At 27.9% G+C, this 16,932-nt stretch carries 18 protein-coding genes; 15 read left to right on the forward strand and 3 right to left on the reverse strand.

Annotated elements, in window-relative coordinates:
• The first annotated feature begins 635 nt into the window (after nucleotides 1-635).
• Nucleotides 636-1,058 (forward strand): hypothetical protein, encoded by a 423-nt coding sequence (locus MBFIL_RS07390; protein WP_066973116.1) that lies wholly within the window; start codon nucleotides 636-638, stop codon nucleotides 1,056-1,058.
• A gap of 303 nt (nucleotides 1,059-1,361) precedes the next feature.
• Here the strand turns inward: MBFIL_RS07390 and MBFIL_RS11015 are convergent, their stop codons facing one another.
• The gene (locus tag MBFIL_RS11015) at nucleotides 1,362-1,565 is read right to left on the reverse strand and encodes a hypothetical protein (RefSeq protein ID WP_245637479.1); all 204 of its coding nucleotides are present in this window, start codon (nucleotides 1,563-1,565) and stop codon (nucleotides 1,362-1,364) included.
• Between MBFIL_RS11015 and MBFIL_RS07395 the strand changes: the two genes are divergently transcribed.
• The 14 genes from MBFIL_RS07395 to MBFIL_RS07460 all read left to right on the forward strand — a co-directional run bounded on the left by MBFIL_RS07395 (nucleotide 1,504) and on the right by MBFIL_RS07460 (nucleotide 14,242).
• Entirely contained in the window at nucleotides 1,504-2,547 is a 1,044-nt protein-coding gene (locus MBFIL_RS07395; protein WP_245637478.1) for an oligosaccharide repeat unit polymerase family protein, read from the forward strand. The genes MBFIL_RS11015 and MBFIL_RS07395 overlap by 62 nt on opposite strands.
• Before the next feature lie 413 nt (nucleotides 2,548-2,960).
• Nucleotides 2,961-4,202, forward strand: coding sequence for a coenzyme F420 hydrogenase subunit alpha (frhA, locus tag MBFIL_RS07400; RefSeq protein ID WP_066973120.1), 1,242 nt, complete (start codon nucleotides 2,961-2,963; stop codon nucleotides 4,200-4,202).
• A gap of 19 nt (nucleotides 4,203-4,221) precedes the next feature.
• Entirely contained in the window at nucleotides 4,222-4,692 is a 471-nt protein-coding gene (gene frhD / locus MBFIL_RS07405) for a coenzyme F420-reducing hydrogenase, FrhD protein (RefSeq protein ID WP_066973121.1), read from the forward strand.
• A gap of 2 nt (nucleotides 4,693-4,694) precedes the next feature.
• Nucleotides 4,695-5,594: a coenzyme F420 hydrogenase subunit gamma gene (gene frhG / locus MBFIL_RS07410; RefSeq protein ID WP_066973122.1), complete on the forward strand. Its 900-nt coding sequence runs from the start codon at nucleotides 4,695-4,697 to the stop codon at nucleotides 5,592-5,594.
• 11 nt (nucleotides 5,595-5,605) lie between these two features.
• The gene (frhB, locus tag MBFIL_RS07415) at nucleotides 5,606-6,451 is read left to right on the forward strand and encodes a coenzyme F420 hydrogenase subunit beta (RefSeq protein WP_066973123.1); all 846 of its coding nucleotides are present in this window, start codon (nucleotides 5,606-5,608) and stop codon (nucleotides 6,449-6,451) included.
• A 454-nt stretch (nucleotides 6,452-6,905) separates the two neighbouring features.
• Nucleotides 6,906-7,217: a nucleotidyltransferase domain-containing protein gene (locus MBFIL_RS07420; RefSeq protein ID WP_066973124.1), complete on the forward strand. Its 312-nt coding sequence runs from the start codon at nucleotides 6,906-6,908 to the stop codon at nucleotides 7,215-7,217.
• A 44-nt stretch (nucleotides 7,218-7,261) separates the two neighbouring features.
• A complete protein-coding gene (locus MBFIL_RS07425) occupies nucleotides 7,262-7,468 on the forward strand; it encodes a HEPN domain-containing protein (RefSeq protein WP_066973127.1) in 207 nt (68 codons plus the stop codon).
• A gap of 610 nt (nucleotides 7,469-8,078) precedes the next feature.
• Entirely contained in the window at nucleotides 8,079-8,330 is a 252-nt protein-coding gene (locus tag MBFIL_RS07430) for an AbrB/MazE/SpoVT family DNA-binding domain-containing protein (protein WP_066973129.1), read from the forward strand.
• Complete coding sequence (locus MBFIL_RS07435) at nucleotides 8,327-8,713, forward strand: type II toxin-antitoxin system VapC family toxin (protein WP_066973131.1); 387 nt, start codon at nucleotides 8,327-8,329, stop codon at nucleotides 8,711-8,713. Before MBFIL_RS07430 ends, MBFIL_RS07435 begins: the two co-directional genes overlap by 4 nt.
• Before the next feature lie 237 nt (nucleotides 8,714-8,950).
• A complete protein-coding gene (thiL, locus tag MBFIL_RS07440; RefSeq protein WP_066973134.1) occupies nucleotides 8,951-9,961 on the forward strand; it encodes a thiamine-phosphate kinase in 1,011 nt (336 codons plus the stop codon).
• Nucleotides 9,962-10,217: 256 nt separating this feature from the next.
• On the forward strand, nucleotides 10,218-11,222 hold the full coding sequence (gene rfbB / locus MBFIL_RS07445) for a dTDP-glucose 4,6-dehydratase (protein ID WP_066973136.1): 1,005 nt from the start codon (nucleotides 10,218-10,220) through the stop codon (nucleotides 11,220-11,222).
• Nucleotides 11,223-11,526: 304 nt separating this feature from the next.
• Complete coding sequence (locus MBFIL_RS07450) at nucleotides 11,527-11,847, forward strand: hypothetical protein (protein WP_084266351.1); 321 nt, start codon at nucleotides 11,527-11,529, stop codon at nucleotides 11,845-11,847.
• A gap of 112 nt (nucleotides 11,848-11,959) precedes the next feature.
• On the forward strand, nucleotides 11,960-12,166 hold the full coding sequence (locus tag MBFIL_RS07455; protein ID WP_066973138.1) for a hypothetical protein: 207 nt from the start codon (nucleotides 11,960-11,962) through the stop codon (nucleotides 12,164-12,166).
• Between the two features lie 420 nt (nucleotides 12,167-12,586).
• Nucleotides 12,587-14,242, forward strand: coding sequence for a bifunctional N(6)-L-threonylcarbamoyladenine synthase/serine/threonine protein kinase (locus MBFIL_RS07460; RefSeq protein WP_066973139.1), 1,656 nt, complete (start codon nucleotides 12,587-12,589; stop codon nucleotides 14,240-14,242).
• A gap of 190 nt (nucleotides 14,243-14,432) precedes the next feature.
• Here the strand turns inward: MBFIL_RS07460 and MBFIL_RS07465 are convergent, their stop codons facing one another.
• Both MBFIL_RS07465 and MBFIL_RS10235 read right to left on the reverse strand, forming a co-directional pair.
• Nucleotides 14,433-15,704 (reverse strand): UbiD family decarboxylase, encoded by a 1,272-nt coding sequence (locus tag MBFIL_RS07465; RefSeq protein ID WP_066973140.1) that lies wholly within the window; start codon nucleotides 15,702-15,704, stop codon nucleotides 14,433-14,435.
• Nucleotides 15,705-16,663: 959 nt separating this feature from the next.
• A partial coding sequence (locus MBFIL_RS10235) for a transposase (RefSeq protein ID WP_157078724.1) occupies nucleotides 16,664-16,932 on the reverse strand: 269 nt, incomplete at its 5' end.

A 16,932-nucleotide genomic window follows, 5' to 3' on the forward strand; every position in this document is an offset into this window, starting at 1 on the left:
CACATTAAAAAAGTTTAAAACTAAAACACAAAAAATAGACTAAAAAACTAAAACAAAAACTAAAAAACATCTAAAACCATATCCAACAATCATAAACCTTTATTTTAATTATGGATAATCTCCTAAACATTATACTAATAATTTAATATAAAATTATACTAATAATTAAAAACATTTAAATAATAAACAGTATATATCTATAATAAATATAATATAATAAATATAAATTATATAATAGTTAATAATTAATTGATTAAGGAGGCACTATAATAAAAGTAAAACTATTTCAAAAAATTTCAAAGAAAAAGACAAATGTTGATATATTAATCATAGTATGTATTTTATTAGGTATTGTTTTTGTTTTTCTACATACTAGTACAGGAAATAGGAATATAGAGTCTGTTTCTTTTGATAGTTCTACTGGAAATAAATTATGGGAAAAATATCTATCTTTTTATAGGGAAGGAAAAGTAGTTAGTGCTCAAGCTGGAGGTTACAATTCCACAAATGGTGACTATCAAGAAATTAGTGGAAAGGTTCTTTGGATTGATAATACTCCTAGAATATTACTAGATGTAAATGGGAGTCCAGTTTTAGTAGGATTTTACACTAACTTAAAAGGTGCTGATATGTATATGGAACACATAACCCTTGAAACACATGGTAATACATATAATAATATTACAGATATAGTAATTCATTCTAGAAACATTACAACACTTCAAGATCTTATTTCTGATTTACCTACAGGGCTTAATTACACAGTAGAGACAATGTTATCCATTAATGGAGTAAAAAGTACTGTACTTCAAGGGTTAGACACTTCGCTTCATGATAATGGAAAACGTTTTGCAATAAAACCGTCTACTGATGGTACTAGGGATCAGCTATACATTGTAATGGCTAGAGATAAGGAATTAGCTATTGCAAATGAAATTTTAGGGAAAGTTGATGGAAAAACAGGGTTTATAATACTTAGAGTCGTGAATGTGACTGACAATGATATTAAATCTATTAAAAAACATTATGATGTTGAAAGAATTGTTAAAATAACTTGAGCTATATATTCAAAAGTTATTAATTAATATTAATTAATTATAATTTATTTTTATAATTTATTATCTTTTTTTACTTATATAAATGTATAATTCATAGATATAGCTAATTATACTCAATATAATTAATTAAAAAGATTTATTTGTGTTTAAATATATTCAATTTATTTAATTATAGCTATTAAAAGTGATAACAATGAGTGTAATTTATTCAATAGTTGCAAAAACTATTAGATTTATTCAATATAATTTTAAAAGATCATGGTTGTTTACAATTATATTTAAAATTATGCTATATCTAGAAGATCAATGGGTTAATAGCTTCTTTATAAGTTTGTATCCAAGTCGGAATTTTTTATCAAATGGAAATAGAACTAATTTCATAACACAATACATATTTTCACCATTAATAGTAATTATACTCTTTTCAATTTTTCTAAGTTTATCAATTAACTCAATATCATTTTCCTTAGAGATAAATCTAGCTATTGCATTTATCTCATTTTTCATTGGAAGCAATTTTATCCCTAGATTTTTTTTCAAGAATAATAAATCAATTGTTAAGTTTAATTATGATGATATTTACTCTATAGGTTTTTGCCTGTTTTTAGTAGCTGTAATATTCTTTTTTTTATGTATAGCTTCAGTTGGTGGAATTCCTATGCTTAATCCTTCTTTAAGATATTCTTTAAAGCCAATTTTAACAATGCCTGTATTTTTAATAGTGCCTGCTGTTGCTTTGATTCTGTCTTCTTATTTAAATGATTATAAAACTAATAAAATTACATTATCAATGTTTAGATTCCGATATCTTGTCCTTATTATTATTTCATTAGGTTTATTAATTTTTTTAGGTTATCGAAGTCCTATAATCTCCATACTTCTGATAATGATCATTATTGGGCATTATGGAAAAATATTAGCTAGTTGGGAAATAATAATTGGGATTTTTCTTGGACTAATTATGATAACTGGTATTGGTTATTTTCGTTCAATAGGAGAATTCATGATTACACACAATACTAATCCTATTTATAGTCTACAAACCAGGGCAGATTTCACATTACATGTTTTAAATCTTTTAAATTATATATCTGGTGACTTTGGATTGCTTCATGGATCATTAACCGCAAGTGCAATACCAGGTAGTGAATTTGGTCCAAGATCAATAATTGGTCAGCTATTAGCTTGGAGAACCAAAGTCACATTAACTCCAACTTTAATTGGACCTATGCTCATTGATTTTGGAAGAGTGGGTGTAGGTTTAGGAATGGGTCTTCTTGGATTTATTTTAGGTATAGGTCATAAAATAGTTAAATTAACTAAAGATTCATTTTATATAGGATTATATGCACTATTATTAACTTATACTATATTAGGAATAGAAACTGGAATAGTAGATATTCAAGTTTTATCTTATTTCATTTTAGGGCTGTTTATATACATTATTATTATACTAAAAAATAGTTTGTGGAGTAACAATGTATGTTAAACCTATTTTAGATAATATTTTGAATTTACAGTTAATTACTGTAAATTTAGATTAGAATCTTAACTTCAAAAATTATTTTTTAATTTTTTTAATATTATATAACAAAAGTATATTTCATATAACAAAAGCATTTTTTCTATAATCAAAGCATTTTTCATGCTTAAAATGTTTTATTTTTGGAAATAGCTTTTGTTCAAACTTTTTTAAAAATTTTGAAATGTTTGTTTCATATTTGTAATAAATTTAGCTAAATTCTTATTAATAAAATATAAAATTTTTCGTATTGTTTCTTTCACTATATAAGGTTTACTTTTTTTTTTTTAAAAGAAAGTTTATTATATAGTAATCTTCAAAGAATAAATCATTATTGAAATTACTTTAATGGTTTCAATAAAAAATAAGAGGTGACACATTTGAGCGAAAGAATAGTTATATCTCCTACATCTCGTCAAGAAGGACATGCAGAGCTTGTCATGGAAGTCGATGATGAAGGGATTGTTACCAAAGGAAGATACTTCAGTATCACACCTGTTAGAGGTTTAGAAAAGATGGTTTCAGGTAAAGCACCTGAAACTGCACCGGTTTTATGTCAAAGAATCTGTGGGGTCTGTCCAGTACCACATACACTTGCTTCTGTTGAAGCTTTGGATGATTCCTTAGATATCGATGTACCAAGAGCTGGTCAATTGTTAAGAGAACTTACTTTATGTGCAAGTAATGTAAACAGTCATGCTATACATCATTTTTTAGTAGCTACTGATTTTGTACCTGAAGAATTATTTGCTACAGCTGTAGATAGCGTTTCTGAAATCAGAAAAGTAACTCAGTATGTTGTAGATATGGTTGCTGGTGAAGGTATTCACCCATCCGATGTTAGAATCGGTGGTATGGCACAAAATATTTCTGAATTAGCTCGTAAAAAGCTATATTCCAGATTAAAAGCTTTAGTACCAAAAGTTAATGCTCACGTAGACTTAATTATTAGTCTTGTTGAGGATGGAATAGTAATTGATGGTGAAAGACAACCTATACCAAAAGGTTTAGGTGCTATTGACCAACCTGTTTTTGCAAGTGACAGAATTTACGGAAATCGTGACTTCTTCGACTTTGATAGATTTACTGAAATTATGCCAGAAAGCTGGTATGATGATCCAGAAATCGGAAAACGTGCTTGTTCCACAATACCATTATATGATGGTGTAAATGTTGAAGCTGGTCCAAGAGCAAGAGCTGCTAAATTCGGTGGCTACACTGGTAAAGGTGTAGTTGCACAGCATGTAACCAGAGCACACGAAATGAAATCTTATCTTTCAAGAGCTATTGAAATTCTTGATGAGTTAAATACTTCTGCTCCAACTTTAGCTGACTTCGATATAAGAGGTACTGGCAAAATTGGTGTAGGTGCTATCGAAGCTCCAAGAGGACTTGATATACATTTAGCTCAAGTTAAAGATGGTAAAACTCAATTCTACAGTGCTTTAGTACCTACTACTTGGAACATTCCAACTATGGGTCCTGCAACTGAAGGTTTCCATCATGAGTATGGAGCTCATGTTATCAGAGCTTACGACCCTTGTCTATCTTGTGCTACCCACGTAATGGTTGTAGATGATGAAGATAAGAGTGTTGTAAAAGATGAAATGGTAAAAATCTAAGGATTTTTAAGGGAATACCATGACATATGATGCAGAGACATTAGTTGTAGGTTGCGGGAATGTTTTATTCAAAGACGATGGTTTCGGACCTTATGTAATCAAGGCATTGGAAGAGCATTTCAAAGATAAGGAAATGCCGAGAGACACAATGTTTGTTGATGCTGGAACTGGAGCCACTCACTTTATTTTCACTTTACCTCATGAAAGTTGGAAAAAAATTATTGTAATTGATGTTGTTGAATTCGACGCTGAGCCTGGAACTTTAAAATTATTTTCTCCTTTCGATATGCCAAAAGGGGCTTTTGAAAATGTCCATACGTGGCCTGTTGAAGAACCATTACACGAACTTGCTGAAACAGTGGAAGTTGTTATTGTAGGTTGTAAACCAAAGGAAATCTCTGCACCAGATGTAGAAATGGGTTTATCAGAACCTGTTGAAAATGCGATTCCCCAAGCCATTGAAATGATTTTAAAAGAAATAGGGGTTTAGCAATGTTGGCACGAATTAAAAGATGGTTAGGGCTAGCTAAACCAGATGATGATCAGAGCAAGCTTGAAGAAGCAGCACGTAAAAAAGCTGAAGAGCAAAAAAAATTAGAAGAGCAAAAACTTCAAGAATCTGAAAGTTATAAACCAACCCAGAAAACTGAAGAATCTTCACAGGAGGTTGAAAACGTGGCAGAAAAACCAAGAATTGGATATTTCCATTTAAGTGGATGTACTGGAGATGTCATGTCTTTAAGTGAGAATTATGACATTCTCTCTGAATTACTTACAAATATGGTAGATATAGTTTATGGACAAACCTTAGTAGACGTATGGTGGGATGATGAAAACCCAATGCCTGAAATGGATTTAGCGCTCGTCGAAGGATCTGTCTGTTTACAAGATGAACATAGTTTACATGAATTAAAAGAACTTAGAAAAAAGGCTACTTATGTAGCAGCATTTGGATCTTGTGCTAAAAATGGTTGTTTTACACGATTCTCTAGAGGTGGGCAACAAGCTCAACCTAAACATGAATCCTTTGTACCATTAAGTGATCTAGTAAAAGTAGATCTCGCAATTCCAGGTTGTCCAGCTTCTCCAGAAATAATAGCTAAAACCGTAGTAGCTTTAATAAACGGAGATCTTGATTACTTACAACCTATGATGGATGTAGCAGCATGTAACCAAAATTGTGGTTGTGACTTACAAACTAACATAGTAAATAAAGCTTTGTGTACTGGATGTGGAACATGTGCAATGGTATGTCCAACTAGAGCTCTTACTATTAATGAAGGTAGGCCAGAATGTAATAAGGCAAGATGTATTAAATGTGGATCTTGTTACACTCATTGTCCGCGAAGTTGGTTCCCTGAGGCAAGAATTAAACAGGACTTAGGGTTATAGGAGGAATAAAAATGGTATTAGGAACTTATAAAAATGCAGTATCTGCAAGAGCGACTGATAAAGCAATTCAAAAAGTTTCCCAAGATGGTGGAATTGTAACAGCATTATTATCCTATGCACTTGAAGAAAAAATCATTGAAGGTGCTGTTGTTGCTGGACCAAGTGAAACTCCTTGGAAACCAGAACCATTAGTAGCCTTAACATCTGATGAGATTATTTCCGCTGCAGGAACCAAGTATACTTTCTCCCCAAATGTATGGGCATTAAAAGAAGCTGTAAGAAGCTATGGTTTAGAAAAAGTTGGTACTGTAGCTATTCCATGTCAATTACAAGGAATCAGAAAAACTCAATCTTATCCTTTTGCAACAAGATTTGTAGCTGATAAAATTAAATTAATCGTTGGTATTTTCTGTATGGAAAACTTCCCATACGCTTCACTTCAAACTTTAATCAATGAAAAACTAAACTCTTCATTATCTCTAACTGAGAAAATGGATATTGGTAAAGGTAAATTCTGGTCTTACACCCAAGATGAAGAATTAGCATTACCTCTTAAAGACACTCATGGTTATGAACAAGCAGGATGTAATATCTGTAAAGATTACACTGCTGAGTTAAGTGATGTATCAACTGGTTCTGTTGGTTCTGCTGATGGCTGGTCCACAGTCTTAACAAGAACTGACGCTGGAGAATCTATTTTCACTAAAGCTGTAGATGCTGGTATAATCGAAACCAAAGACATTGCAGATGTTAAACCAGGTTTACCTTTACTTGAAAAATTATCTAACTCCAAGAAAACAAAAGCAGATGCAGAAATTAAAAGTAGAATCGAATTAGGACTTCCAGTCCCATTCTAGATTTTTACTTTTTTTCTTTTATTTTTTCTTTTATTCTTTTTAAATAGATTTATATCTATTTTTATTATTTTGAAACAAACTTTTGAAAAAAGTTTGAACAAAAGCTATTCCAAAATTTAACCATTTTGAACATAATGAATGCTTTTATTATTTTTAAAAATATTTTTAAAGCTAAAAATTTATTAATCTTATTTTAGTGACTGATTTTGAAGATTTCTAATAATTAATTATTAATACTATTTCTGTAGTTAAGTAATACTTTAGTGTATATTCATGACATTCTGGCTATGATTCATATATAAAATAAATTAATCAATTTAATTTTTCCATGCTCTTTTTATAATGCTTATAATTTCAAACAAACTAAATATACACTTTAAGTTTTAATTAAAAATATTTATAAAATATAAAAAACATATATAAATTAATTAATTTAAGTATATGTTGTGTTATTATGGATAGAAAACAGATAGCTATTGATTTTGCAAAATCCTTAAATCATTCTGAAATCGAAAAAATTATTTTATTCGGTTCTGTGGCTAGAGGGGATGACAATAAAGATTCTGATATTGATATATTGATAATTACATCTAAAAAATCGGATAAAAGAAAAATCAAAGGGGATGTGTACTCTAAAACATTTGATATTCTTATGAAAAATGGAGAATATATTTCTGCTAAAATAAAGTCTTTAAATCATTATAATAAATACAAAAATTTTTCCTTTTTTTCAAATGTTGATAGGGAAGGAATTCTTCTTAACTAGTTAAATCATATACTAACATGGATAATTTGAGTTAGAGGTATAATATGGATGAAGATGTTAAATTATTATTTAATAAATCTTTAGAGTCTTTAGAAGTATTAGAATTTGATATTAATGGAGGATATTATGATGCTTCCATTAATCGTTCTTATTATGCTGTTTTTTATGCAGCTAGATCACTATTACTTAAAAGAGGGATTGAACCTAAAAAACATTCAGAACAATTCATCAATTTGGGTTGGAATATGTAGTTAATGATAATTTTAATTCAGAAATAGCTAAAATTTTTTCCAATCTCCTTTGAAGACCGAGAAGATGCAGATTATGATATCAGTATTAATTTCACAGAAGATGAAGCTATTGATATTTTAGATGATGCTAAAGCATTTGTTGAAGAGTGTAAAAACTTTTTATAAATAAAACTTATATTTATTGAGTATCGTAAAATATTAAAGAGTTAAAATAGCACACTTAAATAGCCAACTCTTTGTCAATATTTAAGATATTTTCTAACTTAATAAATTAAGTCGGATTGAAAATTAAAGCTTAATTAAAAAGATAACGAAATATTTAAAACTATAATATTAAATTGTCATGACACTAGTTTTTTAAAGGATTTTTATAATAAAAAATTGTTATATATAGTACATAATTGAAAAAATAACAGAAACAGCTACCTATCCAATTGAATTTCTAAATATGGTAAAATGGATGAATATTCATTGATTTAAATAAATTAGAAAATCTTCAAACAACTAACTATTAGATACAATATTAGGTTTGAATGTATCAATTAGCAAATATTCTTAAGTTAGGATAATCATATATAGTAAGAAATACATATTATATGTGGATGAGAGTATGATAAATAATATAGCAACAACAAAAATATATGATAAATTTCAGACTGTTATTCCAATAGAAGTTAGGAAAAAATTCAACATAGATGGAAAGGGTTATTTCATAGAATGGAATATTAACAAAGAAGGTAAAGTTGAATTAGATTTTGTAAAAAAATTAAGTTTTGAAGAAATGGTAGGAAGATATAAAGCAAAAACACCCATTGATAGCTTAAAACTCAAAAAACAATTTAGAAAAGGAGATTTTAGATGATTTTTCTCGATGCTAGTTTTTTAATAGCTATTTTTGTTGAAAACGATCAGTGGCATCAAGATGCTGTTAAATTACTCCCTAAAATATCAAAAAAGAAAAAATTCATTTCTAAATTAGTAATTGCTGAAACTATTACTAACTTAACTCATAATCTTCGTGCAAAGGAAATTAGAGAAATTTATAATAATATCATTGAGAATTTCACAATAATAGATGAATCAGATTTTTATAATGAAGCAATGAAAGTTTTCATTCACTATGATGCCAAATTATCTTTTTTCGATTCCATGTACATTAAAATAATGGAATTAAATGGAATATCTGAAATAGCTTCATTTGATAAACATTTTGACAATAAGAATCATGTTGTGAGACTACACTAAAGACAACATCATCAATTAATATTAATAAATTCATTTCTTATACTTAAAATGCTTTATTTATGGAAATAGCTTTTGTTCAAACTTTTTTTAAAAGTTTGAAATGTTTGTTTCATATTAATAAAAGCCTTTCTTATATTTAAATTGGGTTATTTTTGGAAATAGTTTTTGTTCAAACTTTTTTTAAAAGTTTGAAATGTTTGTTTCATATTTATAGAAAAACTTTTATAGGGTGTTATTATGCCAAACAAACAAAATGTTTCAGATATTGGTGAAAAAGAGTTAATAAATAGAATAATTCAGAAAAATACTAATAATTATATTGGGGATGATGCTGCAGAAATTGATCTTCAAACCTGCCTTTTAATGGCTACATCTGATATGTTACTTCAAAGCTCACATTTTCCAAAAATGATGTCTCATTTTCAAATGGGATGGAAAGCTGTAACAGTTAATGTAAGTGATTTAGCAGCAATGGGGGCAGATCCAAGGGGATTACTAATTAATATAGCTATTCCAAAAACATTAGATTTAGATGATTTTGATGAAATTTATGAGGGTATCTTTAAAGCATGTGATTACTACAAAATCCCACTTATTGGTGGAGATACCAATGAAAGCAAAGATGAAATAATCATATCTGGAACAGCATTAGGCACAACAAGTAGGGTGGATGGCAAACATAAACATGGTTTTAAAAAAGGAGATATACTTTTTATTACAGGAAATATTGGTTATGCAGCAATAGGATTTGAAATTCTAAAAAGAGAAGAAAATAATAATAATAACAATAATATTAAATTTCCTGAAGATTATGATATATTCAAATCACGAGCTTTAAATCCAATAGCTAGATTAGAAGAAAGTAAAAGTTTAAATGCAACTTATATATCTTCAGCTACTGATATTACTGATGGTTTAGGAAGTGAGCTTCATGAGATGCTAAGTTGGAATGATGGTGGGGGTTTTATGATATATGAGGAAAAAATACCAAATATTAATAAAATTAAAAAGATAGCTCATGAATTAAACCTTGATTATTTGGATTTATTATTCCATTATGGGGAAGATTTTGAATTAGTTTTCACACTAGAACCAGAAGAATTAGAATGGTTTACTAATCCTTATGTTATTAAAGAGAAGGATTTCCATATTATTGGAGAAGTAACTGACTCTGGAAAAGTTGAATTAACATTAGAAAATGGAAAAATAATAGAAATATCTTCTAAAGGTTACAATCATTTAAATTAATCAACATAAAGAAAAACTTCGCTTTCTAACTTTAAAAATGTTTTTAAAGTAAAAATTTAACATAAGTTTAAAATTAATAAATTAATTATATAATATAATTAATAATATAAAAATAGGTTTGAAAATAATATTATTAAATTATTTGTTTAATTTATTTATTCATTTAATTTATTTATTCATTTAATTTATTTATTCATTTAATTTATTTTGTTAAATACAGTTAAATAGCTATTAAATTAAGTATAGGAGGATTTTAATGAAAATTGTTGTTACTGGAGGAGCAGGTTTTATTGGCTCTAATTTTCTTAACTATATGTTAAATAAATATCCTAATTATGAGATAATTAACATAGATAGTTTAACATATTGTGGGAATCTTGAAAATTTAAAGGATATTGAAGATAATCCTAATTACACTTTTGCTAAAGGTGATATTAGAGACACTGAATTTGTAAATAGTGTAATAGATGACACTGTTGATCATGTTATTAATTTCGCTGCTGAGTCTCATGTAGATCGTAGTATTGAAAATCCAAAGATTTTCATTGAATCTAATATTATTGGAACACAAACATTACTCGAATCTTCTAAAAAATCAAATATCAAGAAATATGTACAGATTTCCACTGATGAAGTTTATGGAACCTTAGGTTCAACTGGATACTTTACAGAAACCACTCCTCTTGCAGCTAACAGCCCTTATTCATCAAGTAAAGCTGGAGCAGACTTACTGGTTAGAGCATATCATGAAACATATGATCTTCCAATAAATATAACAAGATGCTCAAATAATTATGGTCCTTATCAATTTCCAGAAAAATTAATTCCTTTAATGATAAATAATGCATTAAACAATAAACAATTACCAGTTTATGGGGATGGAAAGAATGTTAGAGACTGGTTACATGTGTATGATCATTGTAGTGCAATAGATCGTGTACTTCACAAAGGAAAGATAGGTGAAGTCTATAATATTGGTGGAAATAATGAAAAGGAAAATATAGAAATAGTTAAGTTAATTCTTAAATATTTAGATAAGTCAGAATCACTAATTAATTATGTTGAAGATAGATTAGGGCATGATCGTAGATATGCAATAGATTCATCAAAAATACAAAAAGAATTAGGATGGAAACCTAAATACACTTTTGAAGTAGGAATTGAAGAAACAATTGATTGGTATTTAGAAAATAAAGAGTGGATGGAAAATATTGTAAATGGTGAATATCTTAGCTATTATAAAAGAAGATATGGGGAATAATGAATTATTTAATAAATCTTGCCTAATACTTATTAAAAATAGCTATTAAACATAATTTATAGTAGGAAGCTTAAAAATAACCACTTATAATCAGTTTAATTTACATTTTCATTCGAGAAATTTATTTATTAATAAGAGCAGTTTAAGTTCTTGATATTACTAAAATCCTCTAAATTATGAAAATTCTCTATTAATTCAGAATCAAATCAATAGATTTATTAATAATAAATTATTAAAAAGTAATACGTAAAAATATTATTGTATAATTAATTACAAATAGTTAATAAAGAAATGGAAGTTTGGTATGATTAGGATATACTTAGATACCTGTTGTTATAATCGACCTTTTGATGATAAAAGTCAGGTAACTATACAGTTGGAGAGTAATGCCAAGTTATTTATTCAAAAAGAAATTTCAAATGAATCATACCAATTAGTATGGTCATTTATACTTGATTATGAAAATAAATTCAACCCACATAAAGAACAACAAAAAAACATTCAAAGATGGGAAAACAAAGCGGTTTTCTATTGTAAACCTTCAGAAGAAATTGCAGAAAAAGCTACAGAGATAGAAGCTCATGGAATACATAAAAATGATGCAATACATATTCTTGTCCAATAGACAGCAACTGTGATTATTTTATAACGACAGATTATGATTTACTTAAAAAACAAATAAATAATATCGAAATTATAAATCCGATAGATTTTATTTATGCAGTGGAGAAAAGAAAATGAAAAACGAAACCATCTTGAGGATAGAAGCTATGGATATTTTAGTAAAAAAATTGGGTATAGTTGATGCTGAAAGATTTATAGATATAATAAAAAAAGATAATTTCAACTACACTGAATGGAGAAAAAATTTATGGAAAGATAAAACATTAAATGAAATATATGATGATGCAGTAGAAGATTACAACAAAAAATTTAATAAATGATCTCATATTTCAATATTAAAACATCTATTTCTCTAATCATTATCATTTAAAAATGATAATTTTTCAAATTCATTGTTTTCTTATTTTCAAGCTTACTTTATTATTTTAGAATAATGACCTTAGAATTCTTTAAATTCAGTTAAAATAGCTGTTGGATAAATGAGATATGCTCGAAAGTTTATGAATTGTATGGATTAAATGAAGAATAACTACTATTGAAAATTCACTTGATGGAAAATTAATTAGTAATGCAGTTTTATAAGGACAATTATATAAAATTGAACAATTACAAAATAGGTAGAAAACCAGAATATGAATTGTATTAAATTTAAGATAGTGATAAATATTTTAAAGAATTTGAGAAATTCACATATTTAATTTTAGCCACTATATTTTCATTTTATTTTAGGAGATAATCAATTGATTTGTTTAGGAATTGAAGGAACAGCAGAAAAATCAGGAGTAGGAATTGTTGAAGATAATGGAAAAATATTATCAGTTGCAGGAAGACAATTAATACCTGAAAGTGGAGGAATTCATCCAAGGGAGGCTAGTGAGCATCATGCTCGATCAATACCTATTCTTATAAAAGAAGCATGCGAAATAGCTAATTTAGATTTAAAAGATATTGATTTAATTTCATTTTCCCGTGGTCCTGGACTTGGACCTGCACTTAGAACAGTTGCAACAGCAAGTAGAGCATTAGCATTATCACTTAATATTCCCATTGTAGGGGTAAATCATTGTATTGGTCATATTGAAATAGGAAAATTGGATACTGGAGCAATTGATCCTGTTACATTATATGTTAGTGGGGGAAACAGTCAAGTAATAACTTATGAGTCTAATAAATACAGAGTATTTGGTGAAACACAAGATATAGCTATTGGAAACTGTTTAGATCATTTTGCTCGTGAAACAGGCTTAGGTCATCCTGGTGGACCTGTGATTGAGAAATTAGCTAATAAAGGAAACTTTGTGGAACTACCTTACACTGTAAAGGGAATGGATTTCTCATTTTCAGGATTATTATCTGCAGCACTCCGATTACATGAGAAATCAATAGCTATTGAAGATATTGCCTACTCACTTCAAGAAACTGCATTTTCAATGATAACTGAAGTAACTGAAAGAGCAATATCAAACACCAAAAAAGATGAACTATTATTATGTGGTGGAGTAGCTGCTAATAAACGTCTTAGAGAAATGCTTGCGATTATGGCAGAAGAACATTATGTTAAATTTAATATTCCTGAAATGAAGCTTTGTGGAGATAATGGGGCGATGATTGCATGGTTAGGGCTTTTAACAAACAAATACTTTGGAACTCAAAAAATAGAAGATACTACTATTATACAGAAATACAGAACAGATGAGGTTAATGTTCCATGGGTTAAAAAATCAAATAATAAAATAGCTATTCCGAAAGAATTAATAGAAAAAGGAGCAGAATCAGACATTTACCCTGATAAATGGTTAAATAATATAGCTATTAAAAAAGTGAGAATCTCAAAAAACTATAGAATACCTGAAATTGATGATAAAATTAGAAAAAAAAGAACAAAACATGAGTCTAAATTATTATCTCATCTTAAACGATTAGGAATTAGAACTCCAGTACTATATGATATTGATTTAAAAAACTCAGCTATTATAATGGAAAAAATAGAGGGAAAAACAATTGATGAGCTTTTAAACAATCAAAATGTTGAAAAAGATAAGCTAATAGCTATTTTTGAAAATATTGGAAAAACAATAGCTGTTCTACATGATGGAGATGTGATTCATGGTGACATCACAACCTCTAATATAATGATAGATACATACAATAATCTAGTACTTCTTGACCTTGGTCTTGGTAAATATTCAAACATTCTTGAAGATAAAGCAACAGACCTTTTAGTTTTCAAAAAATCATTACATGGAGTGGATGAAGTCACTTCAAATGAACTGTTTAATGTAGTTTTAAATAGCTATTCAACTTCATATGAAAATGAAAATAGAAGTAAAAATACTGTAAAAGATAAAATAATAGCTAAATTAAATGAAATTCAAAAAAGAGGAAGATATAATTAATATTTTAGTTATTAAGTAATATTCTAGTTATTAAGTAATATTTTATTGTTTAATCAATATTTAAACATTTATTTAGATATTTGTTTCGTAAATTTTTTCCATGATCACTTAAATTAAGATCATGTCTTTAATGATTTTGAAAAAATTTTCTATTTCATCTAAAATCTAGATTTTAATTTCGAAATTAGTGTCAATTATCTTGACTTACTCTTTGGAACTTTTCTAGTTTTTCTAGGTTTTTAGTTGCATCAATTCCTACTTTTGTTGTGGTTCCATCAGGTTTTGCTACAGGATCGAGGGAGGAACCTCTTGCTTTTGGAACTATTAAAATGTCATCGTCTCCTTTTACACGTGTAGCTATTGCATATTCAATATCTTCTGGATCTAATATGTTGATGTCTGTATCAACTACAACTGCATGTTTAAGTGAAGGGTGTGCAGATAATGAAGCGAGAATAGCATTTTTACCGTCTCCCTGAGTTTGTTTGTCTATTGAGATAGCAGCATGTAACCAGCAGCATCCACCTTCTGTTAAAATTACATTTTTTACTGTTGGAACTGTGTTTTTAACAGATTTATATATTCTTGGTTCTTGAGGAAGACCTTGAAGAAGTCTGTGCTCAAATCCAGCTGGTAAAATACTGTGATAGTAAGGATTATCTTTTGTATGGAGTTTTGATAATTCAATTACTGGTTCATCTCTTATAACATCATAAGTATCTGTTAAATCAACAAAAGGTCCTTCTTCTGATCTTTCACCTGATAATATTTTACCTTCAAGAATTATTTCAGCGTCAGGTACTTTTAAACCGTTTTCACATTCTATTAATTCAAGTTTCCCATTTTTAAAGTAATTTGCAACTTCCATTTCATCTTGATCTATTGGAATTGATGTTGTACTTGCAAGTAATGTTGATGGGTCCATTCCAATAGCTATTGAAATATCTAAATCCTTGTTTAATGATTCTGATTCTTTGAAATAGGTGTATAAGTTTCTTGGAACTAACCGAATACCTAAATGATTATTATCTAAAACTAACATTCTGTGAATTGATGCATTTTGAATGCCAGTTTTTGGATCTTTTGCAAATACTACTCCTGAGGTTATGTATGCTCCCCCATCTTTTTTATAATGAGTAAGTATTGGAAGTTTAGTTAAATCAGCTTTTGTACTATTGTATTTTTTTATTGTATTTGTTTTAGCTATTTTAAGTGGATTTTCCATTGCTTTGATAATTCTGTGGATGATTTCATCAACATTTGAGTTTATAGATTTAGCTATTTTCTCTCGTGTATTACATATTCCAGATATAATTGGAATATCTCTTCCAGTTATATTTTCAAGAATTACTGTATCTCGTGGATATTTTTTAAGGACTTCTGTAGCTTCATATACAGTTGATATTTCATCTGTAATTGTTATTAAGTTAGTATTATCAATTTTATCTATAATGGATTCCATTTCCAATTCTCCTACTTTAATTTGAAATATTATTAAAAATAATCATAGATATAATTATTAAACAATTATTTAGGTTTACGAAACAAACTTTTAAAAAAAGTTTTGTCATATGCTATTTCCAAAAGTAAACCATTTTAAGTATTAAGGAATGCTTTTATTAATATGAAACAAACATTTCAAACTTTTAAAAAAAGTTTGATCAAAAGCTATTTCTAGAAATAAACCATTTTAAGTATGGAATGCTTTTATTAATATGAAACAAACTTTTAAAAAAAGTTTGATCAAAAGCTATTTCCAAAAATAAACCATTTTAGGTATAAGGAATGCTTTTATTAATATTAAATAATCATTAATTAATTATTAAAATTTAACTGTTAAAGAATATTCTATATTTTATAAGTCATTAATAATCTATCTAATCTTGGCTCAAGTAACATAGAATATCATTTTTATTTTATATTTTTTAACTTCTATTAACTTTAGATGTGAAATAAGGTTATACTTTTTATATTCATTCAATTTGATCAATGTTTCTATGTCTTTACTATCTTCAGTTTCTTTGTTAAGTTTTTCAAGCTCATTAAATAATCTTAGTATTCTTGAATTTCTAATTCTCAATTAAAGATTTATATTAGTGTTAATTACTATTTTTCTAGTAATTGATCTAATATGTTTTTATTGATGGTATCTTTACAGTTGTCATAGATATAATGTCTTATTTTTTAGTTTTAATTAATAATTTAGCTATTAATTACATTGTTTTCATGTGTTTAAATATTTTATTATTTTATTGGCTGTGCAATAATTATTTTTTCAGTTGATGGATGATGTGTGAATTTTGTTAGTTGTGGTTAGATTGTAAATTATTTTTTGTAGTTTTTTTATTCGTTGTCTATGTTTTTCATTGAATATCTACTGAATTTCCCATAATTGTTTTTCATTTAGGTTTATGGTACCTTTTACTCGCATGTTTGTTTAAGTAATTTGAGTTTGTGGTTGTGAAGTCGTCTTATATTACTTGCTGCTGCAACACATTTCACTTCACTTTCGATTTTGTCTAGTTCTCTTGTGTTGGCTTGGGTGAAGTCCAGGTTATATTTTATATGTGCGAAAGATCGTTCCACAACTATTCTTCGCTTGTATATTTCTTTGTTTTCAGGGATGTTGAGTTTTATTTCTAGTGCGTCTTGGTATTTATTTGTGTAAACTGTTATGATTCTATAGTTGG

Origin of the sequence: Methanobrevibacter filiformis, assembly GCF_001639265.1 — an archaeon.
Lineage (GTDB): Archaea > Methanobacteriota > Methanobacteria > Methanobacteriales > Methanobacteriaceae > Methanacia > Methanacia filiformis.